Source organism: Pedobacter sp. AC464 (genome assembly GCF_979253075.1).
Window position 1 is genome coordinate 1679710 of record NZ_CEEDBV010000002.1, and the last position, 16676, is coordinate 1696385.

Genomic DNA, 16676 nt, shown 5'->3' on the forward strand with positions numbered 1-16676 from the left:
GTAACTCAATTTTGGCTGGCAAGCCTAAAAAAAATCAAAACTTCACATTGTCTTATTTGTATTAACTAGTTAAAACATGTGTTTTCAGCAAATTGTTCGTTTAAACAAGAGAATACAATTTACATTTAATGGCAGTCGAAATCCAAAAACGTTTCTTCAGGGCAGTAAAAAGTAAAGTTATTATTGGCTTTTTATTCGCCTGCTTTGCTTTGGTATTGGCCTGGGGCATCAGTAAGTTCGCTTTTACGCGGATGCTTAACACCGTTGAGGAAATATCTGCACCCAATGATAGATTGCGAATCGTTAACGACCTGTCGCACAAAATTGCAAGGCTCGACCAGTTGCAAAGAGACGAAGCTTTTAACAAGCAGGGCAATTCGAGTTTTTTAAAAGAATCGAGAAAATTACGTTTAAGTTTAGATACACTTCGCAGGCTTTATAAAGGCGATTCGTTGCAGCTGGCACGAATCAAATCCATAAGAAACCTATTGGTAGAGCGGGATAAACAATTCCTCTCTTACTTACAGGTTCGCGAAACTTTGGTAAACACTAAATCATTTTCTGATGAAGTTAAAAAACTCAACGTACTTGTTGCAACCCGTTCCCGCCAAACTGATAGCGCTGTTTTAACCACCGAAACCACCACCTCCACCACCACAGTTGCACCAGATAACGAAGAAAAATCGCGGGGTTTTCTAAGTAAGCTCTTTGGCAAAAAAAAGGCTGATGTTTACAAAATTATTAATGAAGAATTTAAGGTAAAACGCGATACGCTGAATGCCAGGGCCGAAGACAGCCTTATGAAAAGCATGACTGGCTCACTCAAAAATATTGAGGTAGAGCAGCGGCAAAAAAGTCAGAAGTTTTTAAAACGCGAGGCCGATTTATCAAATGCGAGCAACGCTTTAACCAATCAGATTTTACAAATTTTACGCGAAGTTGAGGGGCAAGCCGTTGCCCAGGTCGATTTTAATGGCGTACAGGCGAAAGAGGTGGTAAACGATGGAATCACCCAGATTACAACAATTATCATCGCCTTCTTTTTGCTTACAGTTATACTCCTTTATCTAATTTTGACCGACATCACGAAGAGTAATCGCTATCGGAAGGAATTGGAAATGGCTAAAGACGAAGCCGAATACCATGGCAAGGCGAAGCAGCGATTTCTTTCTAATATGAGCCACGAAATCAGAACACCTTTGCAGTCTATTTTAGGTTATGCAGAACTCATTGCCCAACAGGATAACCCGAAAAAGAAAGATATAAATGCGATTTACCAGTCGTCTATACATTTACTTCAGATTGTAAATGAGGTACTGGATTATAACCGAATTATTTCTGGTGAGTTTAGCTTTAACAACCAGGTTTTCGATATTCGAAAAATCTTAGAGGAAGTAACTTCTGTGGTTAGGCCGTTGGCAGAACAAAAATCGCTGCTTTTGGTTACCGATTTTGATTTGGACGATGTCGAATTTATTAAAGGTGATGCCTTTCGGTTAAAACAGATACTTTTCAACTTGCTCGGTAATGCTGTAAAATTTACGTTGAGGGGCGAGATTAATCTTCGGGTTTCGTGCAAGAAACAAATAGACAATCTGCATTTTAATTTTACGATACAAGATACAGGCATTGGTTTCGAGGAGAAAGATATGTCAAGAATTTTTAATGAATTTGAGCAGATAGAATCGCCGGAGCAATATGTGCTCAACCAAACCGGAACAGGTTTGGGCTTGCCGATTGTAAAGTCGCTGATTGAGGCGCAGGGTGGAAGAATCCACGTAAAAAGTAAACCAGGAAAGGGGACAACCTTTAACGTTTACCTAACCTACCAGCAAACTACCGAAAAGGTAACCGATGCACTTGATTTGGAGCATTACGCAATCGTAAACCCTGGTACGGTTTGGGTTATCGATGATGACAAACTTATCCTCGACCTTTGTGGTTTAATATTCGAAAAAAATGAAATTCCATACAGAAGTTTCAATGAGGTTGCCGATATTTTGCGTCAGGAGCCTGATGAAAATTTAAAGTATGTGCTTGTAGATATGCGCCTGCCCGAAATGACTGGACTGGAACTCCGGCATTTGTTGAAGAAAAAGCTTCCTGCTGATGTTAAGTTTTATGCCATAACCGCACAGGTTTTGCCAGAAGAAAGGGAAGTGGTTTTGAGCGAAGGATTTGATGGTTTAATAATGAAACCTTTCAGAGCCGCAGATTTACTTTCTATTTTTGATAAAACAGAAATATTAACCGAACAGCCCGAGTTCGATTTCTCATCAATTGAGAAAATGACTTTTGGCGACCAAAAAATGCTCGCGAAAATTCTAACCAGGTTTAGGCAGGATTGTGTTGACGATGCTGCAGAACTGGAAATTTACCTTGAAGAAAATAATCACGATAAAAGCCGGCTAATTGTACATCGCCTCGCCGGTAGAACGGCACAAATGGGCTCTAAAACCCTCGCCCAATCTTTCAGGTTGCTCGAGCTTGAAATTGCTGAAGAGGGTTTGTCAACAACAATTAAAACTGAAGTTGTTATACAACTTAAAAAGTTAAATGCTTTAATTAAAATGATGGAAGAAATGGAGTTTGCTGGCTAAACCTCTTCGCTACATCGCTTTTCTTAAACTTTCGATCGGTACAGAACCAACGCCTGTTTAAACTGAATTTAGACGCTTAAAGCAAAAACATATGCTTTAAGGAAATCGCCCTTTTCCTCCATTTTATTTGGTAAAGCAAAAATTTTTATTGCATTTGTTGACTTTGGGTTCCATTAGTAGGGCGAGCAGGTTTGACAATATTTGCAGAGTTAAAACCGGTTCTAATCAATACCGTACCTTTCCATTTTTGCATAAAGCGTCTTTCTGTCGATATTTAACATTTTCGCTGCCTTGGATTTATTATGCTTTGCTTTGAGTAAAGCCTCGGCAATCAAAGTCTTTTCATTCTGTTCGTTAACCGCTTTTAAATCTGAAGAACTTCCTGGCAAGGTTTGCTGGTTAACGGAAATCATCATTTCATCGGGCAAGGCATTTACCTGTGCAACATCGCCAGGCGTTAACAACACCATGCGCTTAATTACGTTGCTCAGTTCGCGAAGATTTCCGGGCCAATCGTAGTTAAGTAGTAAAGTTTTGGCTTCGGCAGAAATGCTTTTTACATTTCTTTCCAAATTTCGGTTCGATAAACCGATGAAATGGTTAATGAACAGTTCCAAATCGCCACCCCGATCCCTCAAAGCGGGCAGCTGAATTTTAAATTCATTTAACCGATGGTATAAATCCTCCCTAAACTCGCCTTCCGCAATGCTGTTTACTAAGTCATCATTTGTTGCAGTAATAATCCGTACATCTACGGCAATTTGTTTGGTGCTTCCTAGAGGTAAAATCACCCGCTGCTGTAACGCACGAAGTAATTTAATCTGCACCTCGTAACTTAAATTTCCAACCTCGTCTAAAAATAATGTGCCCCCATTAGCCGCCTCAAACTGGCCTTTCTTATCGTTCAATGCGCCAGTAAAAGCACCTTTTATGTGCCCGAACAACTCGCTTGCAGCCAAATCTTTTGATAAAGCACCGCAATCAATCGCTATAAAAGGTTTGTCTGCCCGCTTACTTTGCTGGTGCAAAGTTCTGGCGGCAAATTCTTTTCCTGTTCCACTTTCTCCCTGAATAATTACCGACATATCTGTTGGCGCCACCAAGGCAATATGTTCATATAATCGATCTGCGATGGCGCTTTTGCCTTTTATAAAATCGGCATCATTTCCCTCCAGCTTTATTTCTTTCGAATCTTTTTTATTCAAAGAGTTTTTGATCACCATCAAAAGTTCATCGGGATTAACCGGCTTGGTAATGTAATCGAAAGCGCCCAATTGCATGGATTTTACAGCTGTACGAACATCGTTGAAGCTCGTCATCACAATAATGGGGGTAAAGAGGCCAAGGTTTCTGGCATGACTGATTAAGTCAAAACCGATCCCGTCGGGCAAACGGTAATCAATTAAAAACAGATCAAAAGACTCATTTTCAATTAATTTTAAAGATTGTTTAATGTGGGTTACGAGCGTAACCTCATGGTTGTTTTTAGTTAAAAAACCTTCAAGTAACTGGGCAAATGTTGTATCATCTTCTAAAATCAGGATTTTCGCCATACAACAAAAATAAGAAAAGCCAGTTAAAAACTGGCCTTTCTAATACTAGGTAGATGTAATATTTGGGATTTATTGAACTGGTTTACCATCTTTATCAATTTTCACAGAACCTGTTTCTGCTTCTTTTTTAACATTGATAAGGTAATATTCTTTTGTGCCTTCTTTAACAGACCAAGCTTCGGTTGCGGTCCAGCCTTTATAAGCATCAGATTTTAACGCCGTGGTTACAGGCTCCGGTAATTCTTCTAATTTTACGGGCGTTTTTACAGCGCTATCCTGTACTGCAATTACAGCAGCAGTTTTTAATGTATTTACTTCACTAGCTTGTACTGCTGAGAATCCTGCAAATGCCAGGAATGCAGCTGATAAAATTAACTTTTTCATCTTTTTTATTTTTAAGGTGATAAACAATGTTGTGTAACTGATTATTAACAGTTCAACTACTATGTTTCAAAATGTTATATGTTTCTTGCCGAAACAATTTTGTGGTTCTGATAATTAAGTGCAGCCAAAGGCTGCACTTATGTTGATTATGCCTTAATCGGGCTTATCTTATTGAACTGGTTTACCGTCTTTATCAATTTTCACAGATCCAGTTTCTGCTTCTTTTTTAACGTTAATTAAGTAATACTCCTTAGTGCCTTCTTTTACCGACCACGCTTCAGTTGCGGTCCAGCCTTTGTAAGCGTCAGATTTTAAAGCAGTTGTTACTGGCTCTGGCAACTCTTCCAATTTCACTGGTGTTTTAACTGCGCTATCTTGAACTGCGACAATTGCAGTATTTTTGAAATCTTTTACTTCACTTGCTTGTACTGCTGAGAACCCTGCGAACGCTAAGAATGTAGCTGATAAAATGAACTTTTTCATAGTATATGATTTTTTAAAAATTAATATGTGTAACATACTCTTCCATGTTTCATAATGATGCCAAAGCTTGAGCAAAATCCTAAAATGTTCAATATCAGTTTATTGCATTTTATTTCGGAATAACAACCTGTAGACTTTCTCCACAGGTTGTGGGTATTAACATCATATTTGCCAATAAACGCACATTAAAAACACTATAAAGACGAATTTAGATTCGAAAAGCAGGGTCGGAAGTAAATTTTTTTGTCCGTCCCGCTAATGTTGCTGCCGCGAAAAGCGGCATTCACGTATATCGGGTTTATTTAACTACTGCCGGTGCTAACATTTACGAAAAACCAAGTGCCAAATAAAATGCCTGTAGAGGAGAGATTGAGATAGGTATTTTGCTTTTCATACGCTACCAAAAAGAAATCCTGTTAAGGATAAATTTCAAAAAACTTTTTTACCGAAAGATTTTTTTTTCTATACTTGCAGCCCGATAAAAGCCTCCTTAGCTCAGCTGGTAGAGCAACTGACTTGTAATCAGTAGGTCATTGGTTCGATTCCGATAGGAGGCTCTTTTTAATTTACGCTTTTCAGTCCTGGTTAAGTGTTCGTTGAAAATCTAAAACTACTCAATCGCGTTTATTTACGTAGATCACAAATCATAATTCGTAAATCAAAAATCTTAAATTCGCTGCATGCTAAAATACATTTCAGCCGATTGGATTTTTCCGGTGAATAAACCTCCAATGCAAAACGCAGTTATAGCTTTTAAGGCAAACGGAGAAATCGACGCTGTTTTAACCGAAAACGCTGCTCAAAACCTTAACGTGGAAATTGTTAAGTATGAAGGTGCGATTGTTCCTGGCTTCGTAAACACACATTGCCATTTAGAACTATCGCACATGTTAGGCCAAATACCTATGGAAACCGGTTTAGTAGAATTTGTGCAAAGCGTTATTGAAAGCAGGCAGGCTGACGCTGAAAAGATTAGTTTAGCCATGCAAAATGCCGATAAACAGATGTTTGATAATGGAATTGTAGCTGTTGGCGATATCTCTAATCAACTCGTATCGAAAGAAATTAAACAGAACAGTAGAATATATTACCACACTTTTGTAGAAGCAATGGGTTTTAATCCGGAAAGGGCAAATACCATAATGGATTTTGCAATTAGCCTGAAAAATGACTTTTCGCCATTGCCAGCATCGATTGTACCGCATGCACCATACTCAGTTTCACCGCAACTTTTCAGCTTAATAACGGAGCATGCAGCACGCGAAAATGCTTTTATGAGCATCCATAATCAGGAAACGAGCAGTGAAAACGATTTTTTTAAATCTAAATCAGGTGGTTTTCTAAATCTCTATAAATTCTTGGGTTTGGATATTGAATTTTTCAAACCTACCGGGAAAACATCGTTACAAAGCTGGCTGCCATTTATCAAAACCCAGAAAACATTATTGGTACACAATACCGTTTCGAGCCCGCAAGATGTTGAATTTGCTAACCGAAATAACCAAAATTTATATTGGTGCCTTTGTCCGCAGGCCAACCTTTATATAGAAAATGAACTACCCGATGTTGAGCTGTTTATTAAAGAAGATTTAAAGATTACCTTCGGAACCGATAGTTTGGCGAGCAATCATCAGCTAAATATTCTGGCGGAGATGAAAACAATTCAAACCTATAAAAAGGTTACTTTCGAAAAGCTTTTGCAATGGGCAACCATTAATGGCGCCGAGTTTTTAGGTTGCGATGAGAAATTTGGAACAATTGAGGTTGGTAAAACGCCTGGTTTAAACCTCGTTCAGCTATCAAAAGATTTTATCATCGAAAGCGAAAAAGTGGTTAAAATAGTATAAGTGATGAATCCAATCTGCAAACTTTTAAACATCAAGTATCCCATCATCCAGGCCGGAATGGTTTGGTGTAGTGGCTGGCGACTGGCTTCGGCTGTGTCGAATGCCGGAGGATTAGGCATTATTGGGGCCGGCTCCATGTATCCCGAAGTTTTGCGTGTACATATTAAAAAGTGTAAAGAAGCGACAAAAAATCCATTTGCGGTAAACATTCCGCTTTTGTATCCCAACATCCAGGAAATTATCAATATTGTTGTTGAAGAAGGAGTTGAGATTGTCTTTTCCTCAGCGGGTAACCCTGCCAGCTGGACCAGCTTTTTAAAAGAAAAGGGAATCATCGTTGTTCATGTAGTTGCCAACACAAAGTTTGCATTAAAAGCCCAGGAAGCCGGTGTTGATGCAGTAGTTGCTGAAGGCTTCGAAGCCGGCGGACATAATGGCCGTGAGGAAACAACTACCATGTGTTTAATTCCGTTGATAAAGGCAAGGGTTAGCATTCCTGTGATTGCCGCAGGCGGAATTGCCAGCGGGAAATCCATGCTGGCGGCTTTCGCACTTGGGGCAGATGCGGTTCAAATCGGGTCTGCATTTGCGGTTGCCGAAGAATCATCGGCACACCCGGCGTTTAAGCAAAAAATTATTTCAGCAGTAGAGGGCGATACCAAACTGGCGATGAAGAAGCTGATTCCGGTGCGGCTCTTAAAAAATGAATTTGCTGATGCCGTTTCGCAGGCAGAGGCAGATGGCGCCAACAGTAACCAGCTTTTAGAAATGCTCGGAAAAGCTAGGGCAAAACTTGGCATGTTTGAGGGCGATATGCAAAATGGCGAACTCGAAATTGGCCAGATATCCGCCATGCTTAGCGAAATTAAGCCAGCGAAAGTGATTTTGGAAGAAATTTGGGAAAATTTCAATCTGGAAAAAAACAGAATTTCAGATTTAAAATTTTAAGTGATAGTAAATGAATACAAAATATTTAATGGCTGCCAGCAGTATTTGCCTGGCTGCAGCTGGTCTTGTTTGTAGTTTCGCTCCGCGTGAAATCATGATTTACGCTGGATTGGCTGAAGCAGAATTAGTACAAATGATAATACAAATTCTTGGTGCACTATACCTTGGGTTTGCTTTGTTAAACTGGATGGCAAAAGGAAATTTAATTGGTGGTATTTACAGTAAACCAGTTTCAATCGGCAACTTTTTTCATTTTTTAACGGGTGGATTGGCGCTCGCAAAATACTTTTCTAAGCATCCTGCTGATTCCATCTTGTTAGTGCCAACAATTATTTATTTAATTTTCGCTATTGCTTTTGGTTTAGTTTCGTTTGGAGGGCATCAATTAAAAAAACAAGCCTAACATTGTTAACTTTGTATTGATATGAAACACCTTAATATTACGATTACCGGAAAAGTTCAGGGCGTTGGTTTTAGAGAAACCACTAAAATTGTAGCTAATCAAATGATGGTTAATGGTTTTGTTAGAAATGAAAAAGACGGTTCTGTTTTTATAGAAGCGGAAGGGGAAGAAGTTTTTTTAGAAGAATTTGTAAACTGGTGCAACGAAGGGCCTGATCGCTCCCGCGTGGAAAATGTTGCTGTTACAGAAGGCGATATGAAAAACTATCGTAATTTTGAAGTCTTAAGAAAGTAAAGCGATTTGCGGCTGTAAATTCAGGAATTTAATCCCTGGAAAATCCCGATGAAAACAAATTAAACAAGAAATCCAGCATCTAAAATCTAAAATCAATTGTCTGTATATAAAAAGTTTCTTGGGCAAACAATGGTGTACGGCATTAGTACTATCGTTTCTCGTTTGCTCAACTTCATCTTAACTCCAATCTTTACCAGAACTTATGCTGCTGCAGCTTATGGCGTTTTCACGAAAATGTATAGCTATGCATCATTGATTAACGCTTTATTAGCGTTTGGTATGGAAACTACTTTTTTTCGTTATTTAAATAAGCATGAAGATAAAAAGCAGCAGGTTTATAACAATTCTTTCTTGGTAATCGCTTTTATTTCACTTCTGTTTTTAATTACAGGGCTAATCTTTACCGACCCCATTACAAAATGGCTTCTTAATAACGATATGTCGCAGTTCCAAGACCAGCGTCGTTACGTTCAATATTTCTTATGGTTGCTGTTTTCTGATGCGATTTGTATCATCCCTTTTGCCAAACTAAGAGCTGATGGCAAACCGTTTCGTTACAGTTTACTTAAATTTTTGAATATACTGACTTACGTATCCATTTGTCTGTTTTTCATTTATGGAATCCCTGCAATTATTAGAAATGATTGGCCTATGGCCGATTTTTTTAAAAGCTTTTTTCGTGAAAAATGGATTGGCTACGTTTTTATAGCGAATCTGATTGCGAGCGCTGTTACTTTCAGTTTACTGATCCCTGAGTTTTTAAAGCTTCAATTAAAATTCGATAGGGTATTGTTTACAACTATGCTTTCTTACAGCTGGCCTGTTTTGATAGCAAATTTATCTTTCATCATTAATGAAAACCTCGACAAGATATTGCTCGATAAATATTCTACTGAGGCACAGGTTGGTATTTATGGTGCCGTTTGCAAGATCGCTATCTTTATGAGTATTTTTAATACTGCATTTAGGTTAGGGGCGGAGCCTTTCTTTTTTAGTCATGCAAAAAATGCGAACGCAAAACAAACTTATGCCACGATTCTTCAGTATTTCGTCATAGCGCTTACGCTGCTTTTTGTTGCTTTGGTCGCTAACATCGAAATTCTTAAGTATTTTATTGCCCGTGATGAAGCTCATAGAGCAGAATACTGGGTTGGTTTACCTGCTGTTCCATATCTGTTGCTAGGTTACGTATGCCTTGGAATTTATATGAATTTGTCCGTTTGGTACCGTCTATCAGACCAAACCAAATTTGGTTTATACATTTCACTTGTTGGGGCTTCTATAACTATTATTTTTAATATTTTACTAATTCCAAAATACGGTTACATGGGTTCTGCATGGGTTTCAATGGCCGCCTACGCAACGATGACGATAATTTCCTACATCCTCGGGCAAAAATATTACCCAATTCCTTACAACCTAAAAAAGATTTTAGCTTACATTATCGTTTCTACTGTTATCGTTTTTTCTTCATTTTTCATTTTTAACAGAAATATTTACATTGGCAACGCAATGCTTATTGCCTTCATTGCTGGTATCGCTTATTTTGAAAAGAAAGATTTGATGAAAATCCTGAAAAGGTAAAAAATCGAACATTCGAACTCATTCATTTTTAATATGGAAATTAAAATTATCAATAAATCTCAACACCCATTGCCACAATATGAAACTGCACATGCTGCGGGGATGGATTTGAGAGCATCAATAAGCGAAGAAATTATTTTAAAGCCTATGCAGCGTGAACTTATTCCAACTGGTTTGTTTATCGAATTGCCTGTAGGTTTCGAGGCCCAAATCAGGCCGAGAAGCGGGCTTGCTTACAAGCATGGAATCAGTATTGTAAACGCTCCGGGTACCATAGACGCGGATTACCGCGGTGAACTTAAAGTTTTATTAATAAATTTATCAGATACCGATTTTAAAATCGTTAATGGTGATAGAATTGCTCAAATGGTTGTCGCTAAACATGAAACAGTGATTTGGCAACCGGTAGACGCACTTGGCGAAACAGGCAGGGGCGAAGGAGGCTACGGGCATACCGGGAAGCTTTAGGTAAAATTAGAAATGCTTGATTGAAAGCATTATTATACGGTCGCAAGTCGAACACTCAGTTATACAACCACAAATTCAAATAATCACGCATCCAAATAAATATGATTAGAGGATATGTTTTTCTTTTAGTGTTTGTTATTTGCTGCAAAACCAATGCGCAAGTAAGGCCAGCGTATGCTTTAACCAGTGATAGCAACGTGGTTAAGCAATTATTTTTTGCTGGTTTGAAAGAAAAAATGGCTGATAACTTTGTTGGAGCTACAACGAATTTCAATAAGGTTTTAAGTATCGATCCCGCCAATCATGCCGCATATTTCGAGCTTGCCAACGCAAATCTGCGCCAGGACAGAATGGCTGAGGCAGAACTGAATATTAAGCAGGCCGTTAAATTTAATCCGGACAATAAATGGTATTTAAGGCTGCAGGGAGAAGTTTATAAACGAACCAATAAAATGCCTGAATTAATTGCCGTCTTTAATCAGCTAATTCGCGTAGAGCCTGATAATGATGCGTATTACTTTGATAAAGCCAACGCCCAGTTTTTATCCAACCAACCTGAAGAGGCGAAAAAGACATACGATACCATTGAAAAGAAATTCGGCGAATCGAGGGAATTATCAAACGCAAAAAGACGTTTTCAAAATAATGGAACGGCCAGCGACAGCGACATTGTAAAGTTATTGGAAGGCAACCAGGCCGATGCAAAAAATTACTTATATGCTGCAGGATTACTTTTGCAGAAAAACAATGATTCGGAAGCGCTAAAAGTATTGCAAAAAGCGCAAAGTCTGGAGCCCAATAATTTCGAGGTTAATTTGGGCTTGGCAGATATTTACCGCCGACAGAAAAAGGATACAGAAGCGTTTGCGGCCCTGAAGCTTGCCTTCGAAAGTGAAGAAATGCCGGTTACTGAAAAGCTCAAAATTCTTGCAGCATTAATGCCGAAAATGGACCAACCTATTGTTACAAATAATGTCAGCGATTTAAGTAAGCATCTGGCGGAAAAAAATCCTGGCGATGCGAAAATAATTGCTTTATACGGCGATGTATTGTATCAGCAAAATAAACTGGAACAGGCATTGGTGCAATATAAAGCCGCTTTAAAGCTCAACGAACAGGTTTATGCCGTTTGGGAGCAGGTAATCAACATTCAAACTTTGCTTGGGCATTATGCGGATGCGGTAACGGTTGGAGATGAAGCGTTAACGATTTACCCCAACCAGGGAAGTTTGTATTATTATATGGCTTACGCTTTATTTAAAACAGGTAAATTTGATGCTGCACAAACCACTTTAAAGAATGCCCTTCAGTTAGATGTAGAAAATAAGAGCTTACAGGCTCAGGTTTATGCTTTGCAGGGCGACATTTACATCAATCAAAACAATTTTGCTTTGGCGAAAACTGCTTTCGAAAAGGCAATTGAAACCGAGCCGGATAATTACCTGATCATGAATAACTATGCCTACTACCTGGCATTAAAAAATGACGACCTTGAAAAGGCAGCCAAATATGCAGAAACAGCGGCTAATGCTTTGCCTGAAAACTCCTCGGTAACAGATACTTATGCATTCATTCTTTTTAAGCAGCAAAAGTACGATTTAGCAAAGGTTTGGATAGAAAAAGCCTTGCAAAACAATAGTAGTAAGAACGGTGTTTACTTGGAGCGTTTTGGCGATATCCTTTTTATGAAGGGTGATAAAGAGGCTGCGGTGCTGCAATGGCAAAAAGCAAAAGAAGCCGGAAACGGTTCAGAATTATTAAATAAAAAAATAAATGAAAAGAAGTATTTTAAATAGCCTGGTTGTTTTAGCTGCCGCAATTTCGGTAACCGCCTGTAAGCCAAAAAAGGAAATTGTGGCTGCACCTCCTGCCAAAGAGGAAACAAAGGCTGATAATTCTAAGGCGGAAGCTTTAACGTTGTTGAATAGTAAACAGTTGAAGTTTAATACGCTTTCATTAAAAGCAAAAGCTACGCTCGATATTAACGGCGATGCAAATGATGTTACCATGAACTTTCGAATGAAAGACAAGGAAACCATTTGGGTAAGCATAACAGCTCTTGGCGGTTTGGCTGAAGTTGCCAGGGCCTTAATTACGCCCGATAGTATTAAAATCCAAAATAAATTAAAAAGCGAATACTTAAAAAAGCCTTTCAGTTACATTTACAATTTTACCAATAAGCAGGTTAATTTTAATACCCTCCAGGCTGTTTTAACAGGCAATGCAATGGGTGAGTTTTTAACGGAGCAATCAGATGTTAAGCAGGCAAATGGTGTTTGGGTAGTTTCTGGCGCAAAGGAAAACTTAGACTATAAATTATTTTTCAATACCTTGCTTAAGGTTGCAGAAACCAACTTAAACGATGCTAAAAGCGGACAGGCTTTAAAGGTTTCCTACTCCGATTATCAAAAACTAAATGAATCTTTATTTCCCGGCGCTTTAAAAATTAATACCCTTTCTGGTGCGAAAAAGATAAATATCGATTTGCAGTATGTTAAAATTGATGGCAATGTTCCGGTCGATTTTCCGTTTACTGTACCAAAGAGATATACGCTGGTAAATAAGTAATCCCTCACCTTGTGTGAAGTTTAGATGAAGAACACGCTTCAACTGCCAATAATGCCATTCGTATATCAATTTTAATGTATTTTTACTGCGAAATTTTTATACTTTTGGCTTAATGAAGCTACACAAACTTGTATTTATTCTGTTTTTTAGTGTGTTTGCCCTGTCGGCTTCGGCTCAAACTGCAAACGAACTCAGAAGGAAAAAAGAAGCGATAGAACGCGATATTGAGCAACTTCAAAAAAGTCTTAATAAAACTGCTAATGGCAAGAAACTCACATTGCAACAAATCAATGTAATTAATACCCAAATTAGATTAAGGCAGGATAAAATCGGTGCGATTAACTCCGAAATAAAAAATCTCGATAATCAAATCTCTCAGAACACAAATACCGTACATACTTTGCAAGGCCAGTTAGGCGACTTGAAAAAGGAGTATGCAGGCATGATTCGTTTTGCCCAGCGAAATAGAAATTCATACGATAAAATGATGTTCATTTTTGCCGCAAAAGATTTTAACCAGGCGTATAAACGCATAAAATATTTACAGCAATTTAGTCAGTACCGTAAAAAACAGGCTGGTTATATAGAAAATACTCAGCAAGATCTGAATGGAAAAATCAAAGTTCTGGATAGAACATTGAGAGAGAAAAGTGATTTACTTAAAGAGCAGGAGCGTGAACGAGAACGTTTAGGCAAAGATAAAAGCCAGCAATCGGCTGTGCTGAATAATTTAAGCAAGCAGGAGCGCACTTTTAAACAGGATATTGCCTCGAAGAAGAAGCAGCAAGCGCAAATTGACAGGGCAATCAGAGCTGCTATCCAACGGGCTATTGAAGAAGCGCGACGAGAAGAGGCGAGGAAGAGGGCAGCTGAAGAAGCAAGACTTGCTGCCGAGGCAAAAGCGGCTGCGGCGAAAGCTAAAGCAGAAAACAGACCAGCTCCGGCTGCGCCGGTTGCAGCTAAGGCTAAAACTAATAGTGAGGCACTTACCGCTACGCCGGAATCGGCAAGATTGTCTGATGGCTTTGAAAATAACCGCGGTAAGTTACCTTGGCCAGTTACAACAGGTCAAATAACTGAACGTTTCGGTATGCACAAGGTAGATCAGGCGTCGTACACAAATAATGGCGTGGATATTACTACGGCCGCAGGGGCTCCGGTAAGAGCTGTTTTTGCAGGCAAGGTAATTAAGGTTGATTACATACAAGGCCGGGCTGTTGTAATTATCATGCATGGTGATTATTTCACTATTTATCAGAACTTAAGGGATGTAAAAGTTTCGACAGGAAGTTCTGTAGAAACGAAACAAGTTTTAGGTGCCGTTGCAACAACAGGCGACGACGCGATTTTAAAATTCCAGATTTGGAGGGGAAATTCCATCCTTAACCCAGAAGCTTGGATAAGTAAATAACTTTAGGCAATTAAATGTTTATATTTGTATAAAATAGATTAGTGATGTATCAAGGCACGTTATTAGAGTTTTTAAACATGGGTGGATCGGAGATCGTACTCATCTTAGTAGTGGTACTTTTGTTATTCGGAGGTAAAAAATTACCTGAATTAGCGAGAGGACTTGGAAAGGGAATCAGAGAATTTAAAGATGCCTCTGATGGTGTAAAGCGTGAAATTCATAGAAACATCAATGCTATGGATTTAGACAAAGAAGAAGCAGAACAAACTGTTGCAAATAATAATAACGAACACCATCACCCAACTGAAACCGCAACAACTCCATCGGCGGCAGCTGCAGAGCCTGTAACACACACCGGCGCAGATGTTCCTTATCCCTCAAGCACTCCCATCGACGAGAAAATAGTAACTGACAGTCAAAAAGTTTAAACAAAAAAGTTATGTTAAATACAACAATAGCAGCAATGCTTGGCACACCCGAAATTATCATTATTGCAGTAGTAGTATTGTTATTGTTCGGAGGTAAAAAAATTCCTGAACTTATGCGTGGCTTAGGTAAAGGTGTAAAAGAATTTAAAGATGGTAAAGATGGTGTTGATGGAGAACAAGTAGACCCGTCTAACCGTGATAAGACTATTTAATAACCATAGTTTTTAGTTTTGAAGAAATACAGTTCTCTTAAAGGGATACAAGCGCTCATTTCACAAAAGCAACTATCTCTACCCGATTTATTGGCTTATTATTTTAAGCAAATTAAAGAAAATGAACACCTCAATGCATTCAACGAGGTGTTTTTTTATTCGGCAGAAGTTCAGGCGAAAGCAGTACAACAGAAAATTGAGGAAGGCAATGCCGGCAAACTTGCGGGCATGGTTATCGGCATTAAAGATAATATATGCTATAAAGATCATATCGTAACAGCATCTTCAAAAATGCTCGATGGTTTCGTTTCGCCATATTCTGCTACCGTTGTACAACGTTTATTGCAGGAAGATGCCGTAATCATCGGTAGGTTAAATTGCGATGAGTTTGCAATGGGTGGTTCTAATGAAACCTCTTACTTTGGGACTGTAAAAAACGCAGTAAACCCTGATTTGGTTCCCGGTGGTTCTTCTGGTGGTTCGGCAGTAGCCGTTCAGGCAGATATGTGCCTCGCCGCTTTAGGTACAGATACTGGTGGTTCAGTACGCCAGCCAGCAGCTTTTTGTGGTCAAATCGGTTTGAAACCTACTTACGGTAGAATTTCAAGATATGGTGTTATCGCATATGCTTCTTCTTTCGATCAGGTTGGCCCAATTACCTCATCTGTAGAAGACGCTGCTTTGCTTTTAGAAGTTCTGGCAGGCGCAGATGAAAATGATTCGACGGTTTCCCCTTTGGACGTTCCAGCGTATTCTGCAAATTTAAATCAGCCCGAACCTAAAAGAATAGCTGTTTTAAAAGAAACAATGGAAAGCGAAGCGCTTGACCCGGAAATAAAATCGGCAATCTTAGAATCAATAGAAAGTTTGAAGGCTCAGGGACATGTAATCGATTATGTTTCGTTCGATTTACTCGATTACCTGGTTCCAGCTTATTATATTTTAACAACTGCAGAGGCATCATCAAATCTGTCCAGATATGATGGCGTGCATTATGGCCATCGCAATGTTGAAGCAAAATCTTTAACCGAATTGTATAAATTATCACGTGCAGAAGGTTTTGGGGAAGAGGTAAAGCGTAGAATTCTTTTAGGAACATTCGTTCTAAGTGCCGGATATTACGATGCTTATTATCAGAAAGCGCAGCAAGTTAGGCGCTTGATAAGAGAGAAACTAGATGTTTTATTCCAGGATTACGACTTAATTTTATCGCCTGTGGCACCAACGCCACCATTTAAAATTGGCGATAACATGCAAGACCCTTTGGTAATGTACATGGCGGATATTTTTACAGTTTTGCCATCATTAAGCGGCAATCCCGCCATCGCTTTGCCAATAGGCAATAATAAAGCTAATTTGCCGTTAAGTATTCAGTTTATAGCCAAACATTTTGAGGAAGCGCAATTACTAGCCTTTTCTCAGGCATTTTTATCACAATAACCGTCGTTATAAAATCAGAGCCAGCTAAAAAATTGCTTCTCTGTATTTTTTGC

At 38.9% G+C, this 16676-nt stretch carries 16 protein-coding genes and 1 tRNA gene; 14 read left to right on the forward strand and 3 right to left on the reverse strand.

Annotation, left to right across the window (positions count from 1 at the left end; genetic code table 11):
* The first annotated feature begins 128 nt into the window (after positions 1 to 128).
* On the forward strand, positions 129 to 2600 hold the full coding sequence (locus AC0IWT_RS18215; RefSeq protein ID WP_471798247.1) for a hybrid sensor histidine kinase/response regulator: 2472 nt from the start codon (positions 129 to 131) through the stop codon (positions 2598 to 2600).
* 221 nt (positions 2601 to 2821) lie between these two features.
* Here the strand turns inward: AC0IWT_RS18215 and AC0IWT_RS18220 are convergent, their stop codons facing one another.
* The 3 genes from AC0IWT_RS18220 to AC0IWT_RS18230 form a co-directional block, all read right to left on the reverse strand.
* On the reverse strand, positions 2822 to 4153 hold the full coding sequence (locus AC0IWT_RS18220) for a sigma-54-dependent transcriptional regulator (protein ID WP_471798248.1): 1332 nt from the start codon (positions 4151 to 4153) through the stop codon (positions 2822 to 2824).
* A gap of 69 nt (positions 4154 to 4222) precedes the next feature.
* A complete protein-coding gene (locus AC0IWT_RS18225) occupies positions 4223 to 4537 on the reverse strand; it encodes a hypothetical protein (RefSeq protein WP_056872057.1) in 315 nt (104 codons plus the stop codon).
* 168 nt (positions 4538 to 4705) lie between these two features.
* Positions 4706 to 5020: a hypothetical protein gene (locus AC0IWT_RS18230; RefSeq protein ID WP_471798249.1), complete on the reverse strand. Its 315-nt coding sequence runs from the start codon at positions 5018 to 5020 to the stop codon at positions 4706 to 4708.
* 484 nt (positions 5021 to 5504) lie between these two features.
* Here AC0IWT_RS18230 and AC0IWT_RS18235 point away from each other — a divergent pair.
* The 13 genes from AC0IWT_RS18235 (at position 5505) to gatA (ending at position 16623) form a co-directional block, all read left to right on the forward strand.
* Positions 5505 to 5577 (forward strand) — tRNA-Thr (locus AC0IWT_RS18235).
* Between the two features lie 123 nt (positions 5578 to 5700).
* Entirely contained in the window at positions 5701 to 6867 is a 1167-nt protein-coding gene (locus AC0IWT_RS18240) for an amidohydrolase family protein (RefSeq protein WP_471798250.1), read from the forward strand.
* Between the two features lie 3 nt (positions 6868 to 6870).
* Positions 6871 to 7815 (forward strand): NAD(P)H-dependent flavin oxidoreductase, encoded by a 945-nt coding sequence (locus tag AC0IWT_RS18245; RefSeq protein ID WP_471798251.1) that lies wholly within the window; start codon positions 6871 to 6873, stop codon positions 7813 to 7815.
* Between the two features lie 10 nt (positions 7816 to 7825).
* On the forward strand, positions 7826 to 8218 hold the full coding sequence (locus AC0IWT_RS18250) for a hypothetical protein (RefSeq protein ID WP_200940358.1): 393 nt from the start codon (positions 7826 to 7828) through the stop codon (positions 8216 to 8218).
* 21 nt (positions 8219 to 8239) lie between these two features.
* A complete protein-coding gene (locus AC0IWT_RS18255) occupies positions 8240 to 8512 on the forward strand; it encodes an acylphosphatase (protein WP_471798252.1) in 273 nt (90 codons plus the stop codon).
* Between the two features lie 96 nt (positions 8513 to 8608).
* Positions 8609 to 10096, forward strand: a complete 1488-nt coding sequence (locus AC0IWT_RS18260; protein WP_471798253.1) for a lipopolysaccharide biosynthesis protein — start codon at positions 8609 to 8611, stop codon at positions 10094 to 10096.
* Positions 10097 to 10129: 33 nt separating this feature from the next.
* Entirely contained in the window at positions 10130 to 10564 is a 435-nt protein-coding gene (gene dut, locus AC0IWT_RS18265) for a dUTP diphosphatase (protein WP_471798254.1), read from the forward strand.
* Positions 10565 to 10665: 101 nt separating this feature from the next.
* Positions 10666 to 12360: a tetratricopeptide repeat protein gene (locus tag AC0IWT_RS18270; protein ID WP_471798255.1), complete on the forward strand. Its 1695-nt coding sequence runs from the start codon at positions 10666 to 10668 to the stop codon at positions 12358 to 12360.
* A complete protein-coding gene (lolB1, locus tag AC0IWT_RS18275; protein WP_056872049.1) occupies positions 12338 to 13132 on the forward strand; it encodes a lipoprotein insertase outer membrane protein LolB1 in 795 nt (264 codons plus the stop codon). The genes AC0IWT_RS18270 and lolB1 overlap by 23 nt, the downstream gene beginning before the upstream one ends.
* A gap of 112 nt (positions 13133 to 13244) precedes the next feature.
* A complete protein-coding gene (locus tag AC0IWT_RS18280; protein ID WP_471798256.1) occupies positions 13245 to 14543 on the forward strand; it encodes a murein hydrolase activator EnvC family protein in 1299 nt (432 codons plus the stop codon).
* 44 nt (positions 14544 to 14587) lie between these two features.
* Complete coding sequence (locus AC0IWT_RS18285; protein WP_056872047.1) at positions 14588 to 14971, forward strand: Sec-independent protein translocase subunit TatA/TatB; 384 nt, start codon at positions 14588 to 14590, stop codon at positions 14969 to 14971.
* Positions 14972 to 14982: 11 nt separating this feature from the next.
* Positions 14983 to 15183 carry a Sec-independent protein translocase subunit TatA/TatB gene (locus AC0IWT_RS18290; protein WP_200926302.1) on the forward strand — a complete coding sequence of 67 codons (201 nt, stop codon included), beginning with the start codon at positions 14983 to 14985 and terminating at the stop codon, positions 15181 to 15183.
* A gap of 18 nt (positions 15184 to 15201) precedes the next feature.
* Complete coding sequence (gene gatA / locus AC0IWT_RS18295; protein WP_471798257.1) at positions 15202 to 16623, forward strand: Asp-tRNA(Asn)/Glu-tRNA(Gln) amidotransferase subunit GatA; 1422 nt, start codon at positions 15202 to 15204, stop codon at positions 16621 to 16623.
* Positions 16624 to 16676: the final 53 nt, after the last annotated feature.

Coding starts and splice junctions, on each gene's coding strand:
- AC0IWT_RS18215 (WP_471798247.1), top strand. CDS start 129: ATGGCAGTCGAAATCCAAAAACGTTTCTTCAGGGCAGTAAAAAGTAAA.
- AC0IWT_RS18220 (WP_471798248.1), bottom strand. CDS start 4,153: ATGGCGAAAATCCTGATTTTAGAAGATGATACAACATTTGCCCAGTTA.
- AC0IWT_RS18225 (WP_056872057.1), bottom strand. CDS start 4,537: ATGAAAAAGTTAATTTTATCAGCTGCATTCCTGGCATTTGCAGGATTC.
- AC0IWT_RS18230 (WP_471798249.1), bottom strand. CDS start 5,020: ATGAAAAAGTTCATTTTATCAGCTACATTCTTAGCGTTCGCAGGGTTC.
- AC0IWT_RS18240 (WP_471798250.1), top strand. CDS start 5,701: ATGCTAAAATACATTTCAGCCGATTGGATTTTTCCGGTGAATAAACCT.
- AC0IWT_RS18245 (WP_471798251.1), top strand. CDS start 6,871: ATGAATCCAATCTGCAAACTTTTAAACATCAAGTATCCCATCATCCAG.
- AC0IWT_RS18250 (WP_200940358.1), top strand. CDS start 7,826: ATGAATACAAAATATTTAATGGCTGCCAGCAGTATTTGCCTGGCTGCA.
- AC0IWT_RS18255 (WP_471798252.1), top strand. CDS start 8,240: ATGAAACACCTTAATATTACGATTACCGGAAAAGTTCAGGGCGTTGGT.
- dut (WP_471798254.1), top strand. CDS start 10,130: ATGGAAATTAAAATTATCAATAAATCTCAACACCCATTGCCACAATAT.
- AC0IWT_RS18270 (WP_471798255.1), top strand. CDS start 10,666: ATGATTAGAGGATATGTTTTTCTTTTAGTGTTTGTTATTTGCTGCAAA.
- lolB1 (WP_056872049.1), top strand. CDS start 12,338: ATGAAAAGAAGTATTTTAAATAGCCTGGTTGTTTTAGCTGCCGCAATT.
- AC0IWT_RS18280 (WP_471798256.1), top strand. CDS start 13,245: ATGAAGCTACACAAACTTGTATTTATTCTGTTTTTTAGTGTGTTTGCC.
- AC0IWT_RS18285 (WP_056872047.1), top strand. CDS start 14,588: ATGTATCAAGGCACGTTATTAGAGTTTTTAAACATGGGTGGATCGGAG.
- AC0IWT_RS18290 (WP_200926302.1), top strand. CDS start 14,983: ATGTTAAATACAACAATAGCAGCAATGCTTGGCACACCCGAAATTATC.